The organism is Actinomadura sp. NPDC048955 (assembly GCF_040649435.1).
In the GTDB taxonomy this organism is placed as follows: domain Bacteria; phylum Actinomycetota; class Actinomycetes; order Streptosporangiales; family Streptosporangiaceae; genus Spirillospora; species Spirillospora luteofluorescens.
The window spans coordinates 1-3,812 of sequence record NZ_JBEZJI010000145.1 but is presented as its reverse complement, the minus strand read 5'-3'; the positions used below and the strand labels follow the sequence as shown (position 1 = coordinate 3,812).

The window sequence follows — 3,812 nt, the reverse complement described above, 5'->3', positions numbered from 1 at the left end:
TACTGTTTAAAAGTAATGAATTTTAACATTTAAGTATTATATCCTTACTTATCAATATCTTTGTTTTCCAAAAAGGAACCATTCATTAACTTGAATGGTTTTACGAAAAAATGAAAAGAATAGGGAAAATTATGATAAGAGAAAAATCTCATTATCATATGCAATAAGAATATATTACATCACTAAATAAATGATAACATTTATTTAAGTTTATTGCACTAAAATTGTTCGTTTATGAGAATATAAAATTTGTTATTGTACTAAATTTCGATAAATGTTATTTATAATAAGTGAAAGAATTAAGGAGGTTGTATGTATGAAAAATATTAATAATACAAGTAAAATTGATAACAGCTATGTTCTGTCGGCTTTAAGTTATTTAAGTATATTTTTTGCACCTATAGTTTTACCTTTATTTACATGGATATTAGCTGATGAACCTACATCTATACACGGAAAAAAAGCATTAACTAATCATATATTTACATGGATTTGCTTTTTTGTTGGTAGAGGTGCTTTTATCTTTTCGAAAGAGATTTATGATAAACCTTTTAATCATCAATTATTAATCTCTGTTATATTTATAATAATTACAATTCTCTTTTTCTTAATTGCTCTAGTATTATATGTATTCAATATCATTAAAGGTGTTAAAATATTATTAAAAAAGTAACTTTCTCTAATTTAATTACAGTTTTATGTCACTTTAAATCGGAAGTCAATCCGTGTACAGTTAAATATAAGCGAGCATACTACGATATAAGATATAGTCAATACAAATTCACATTATAAGTCATTTTGTTGTGGTAAAGGCAACGTTTTGGAACATTAAAAAGCCCCCGATTATTTTATAAATCGGGGGTTAGTTAAATCGCAGATACTATCTTTAGCTATTATTTTTAAGTGCATCATAGACAGCATCATCACGTGTAACATTTTCTTTTTCTCCAATATTATCGCCATCTACTTTTAAACCGCTATAATGGATAGGAGACCAACTTTTGTTATGATGATTTTTGTCTAGTTGAGTATCATAATTCCATAGTGACCATGATAAATGCTTATTATTCATCTGTTTTAAAATATAATCTAAATCGTCTTTTTGCGCTTTAGGTCCTCCCCCCATGGCTCTTGTACTGAATTCACCCATATAGCTAGGAACGTTATAATCTTTTGCTTGAATTTTGTCTAACTTTTCGTCAAATGATTGTTTCACTGAGTCGTTCCATTCTGTCGCGTAGTTATGATACTCATAAACTAAATTATGAGCAGTATCCTTATAGTATGATGGCTTTTTAAGATTGTCTGGATCCCAAATACCTTCTAAAAATATAATATGTTTGTCTCCTGAGTCGCGAATTGACTTAACAGCATCTTTATAAAATTGATTAACTTGAGAATCAGGCTCAGGTTTATGACTTGCTTTACTTTGTCCTTTGGGCTCATTTAAAACATCATATCCAGCTATTGCATCTTCATCTTTATAATGTTTCGCGATATTATGAAGTATTTCTTTTGTTTTACCTTGAGCATCAGCTACTTTTTTACTTGTGGAAGCATCTTGATCATCAGTATCCCAAAAATGACCATCCCAAAATTTACCATTGTCTTTATTACCATGATTAGAGTCAGCTGAATGTTGCTCGCCATTTTGAGAATAAGGAGCACCATGAAGATCAATAATAACATATAAGCCATGTTCTTTGGCTTTTTCAACAAATTTATCAATTGCTTCAAATGAATGGCTGTCCATTTCGACATCTTTGGGATCCATTCCTTTTTTATAGTTTGTCACGTTAATATAATTAATAGGTAAACGAATGGTATTTAAACCCATGTCTTTGACATTTTTAAAATCCTCATCAGTCCATTTATTATTCGCATATTTATTTAAAATATCATGCGTTTCTTTAGGACTATGCCCTTTTGATTGAATTTTATCAAATAGGTCTTTATAATCTTTAGCTCTTTTATAATCACTCAACCCTCCCATCCAATTTTCAGTTGTAAAAGTATTACCAGCATTGATACCTTTTATTCGATAATCATGCCCATCTTTTTGGATTTCTTTACCTTTCGTCTGAAGCTGACTCATATCTTCAGCATGTGCACTATTTGTTGAACCAAGTAAAGCAGATGTTAAAGTTGTTGCTACTAGAACGGATCCTAAGATTGATTTTTTCATAATTATAGTACCTCTTTCCATCTTTAAAATGTTTATCCTTAGTTATGAAGGGAGTTAAAATTATTTTCATTATTGTTATCTGCATGAGCTAAATTAGTTTGAGATATGAAAGATATTGTTGAAGCTAAAAAACTATAATATTTTGTTTTAAATTCTAATCCCAAATACCATCAAAATTAGCATCAGATGAACTTAATGCATCTAATTTTTCTTGTGTTAGTGTTTTATAATGATCATCGTTAATTTTATATTTAATAGGTAAATTTAACCCCATGTTATCGTCTTTTAATAGTTCCTGTTGTGTTTTTAAACGATCTGTCGTTCCTTCAGTATCAAAACCTGATTCTTGATTGTTATTTTCTGCTTCTATTGCATCCCAACGTTTTCCAACAAAATTGTTTAAATATGTTTTTTCGTCCCCACCTTTTGCAGGTGTCTTAGCTTTACTTCTAGCTTGTGCTCTTAAGTCTCCAAAACTCCAATCTTTTTTAGCTGCGTCTTTATCTCGACCAGGACCGTGTTTAACAATAGCATCAAAATATATGTATCTAGAAAGTTTAGATTTTAGGCCATCTTTTTCAGCGTCCTTTTCAGCAATTTCCATGTAATCACGTGCAATTACACGTTTTTGTGCTTTAATCATATTATCTCTATCATTTTTGGCTGCGTCTTCCCACGCTTTATCTGCACCCTCTAAACCGTCGGTTTTCTCTGTTCCAGAAACATTATAAATAGCGTCAGTGTATTTTTTCATCGGGTTATTGGGATTAATTTTATTATATTGATCTATAAAATGTTTCATATCATCCCCATTAGTTGTAAAACCAATGAGACCCGCTGTAAGTCCGCGTTCATCTTTGATATTCTCTGGAGGCGCATTAAACTGTTCGTCATATTTATAACTTGTATGTTCAGCAGCACTCACTAATGCCAATGTAGTTTTTCGTAATTCTTCATTAGCGAAAATATTATTATTGTTTGTTGCTTTATTCTGTGTGTGTTTTACTTCATGCTCCATATTTTTTTGAATGGTTGAATGGTTGCTATTATGATTTTCTGATGCATGTACTACACCAGTACCATTTGCTGCTATAAGTGTTGCTAATAGTGTTGAACTAGCTCCTAATGCAATTTTACGCACTGAGAAATTTTTTGAATTTTTCACGAGTAAAACACTTCTCCTTTAATTGATATTTTAAAAGTTATAACTTTTAACAATTTAATAGTAATTATAAAAATGTTATTTGGTCAATTTCAAAAATCACTTTTAACTTAATTTTATTATTAAATTTACATTTCTAAAAAACAATTTTAAAAAATAAATAAAGTTAATGATTTGAATATTAAGTGAACTGTATATGAGTAATAAAATTTCAATTATGTATCAAGTATGCTATGACTTAACAGTTAAAAGTTTTGAGAATTATGAAAGAAAGATAAATGGAAGCTTAAGAAAGTGTTAAAAGACTTATTTGAGTAGCCAAATAAGATAAAAATATGGATGTAAAAAGTGATATATAAGTCAATCATGACCAATATAAATAGACTATGAATTTTTAGATAGAGAATATTCAAATATGTCGATAATCTTATTATAAATTTCTAAGTTAAAAGAGACTTTTCGATA

2 protein-coding genes are annotated in these 3,812 nt (G+C 29.2%); both read right to left on the bottom strand.

What is annotated here, in order from left to right; all coding sequences use genetic code 11:
* Positions 1-886: 886 nt before the first annotated feature.
* Entirely contained in the window at positions 887-2,206 is a 1,320-nt protein-coding gene (locus AB0C84_RS45425; protein WP_361078985.1) for a cellulase family glycosylhydrolase, read from the bottom strand.
* Between the two features lie 133 nt (positions 2,207-2,339).
* Positions 2,340-3,350: a chitosanase gene (locus tag AB0C84_RS45420; RefSeq protein ID WP_361078982.1), complete on the bottom strand. Its 1,011-nt coding sequence runs from the start codon at positions 3,348-3,350 to the stop codon at positions 2,340-2,342.
* Positions 3,351-3,812: the final 462 nt, after the last annotated feature.

Coding starts and splice junctions, on each gene's coding strand:
- AB0C84_RS45425 (WP_361078985.1), bottom strand. CDS start 2,206: ATGGAAAGAGGTACTATAATTATGAAAAAATCAATCTTAGGATCCGTT.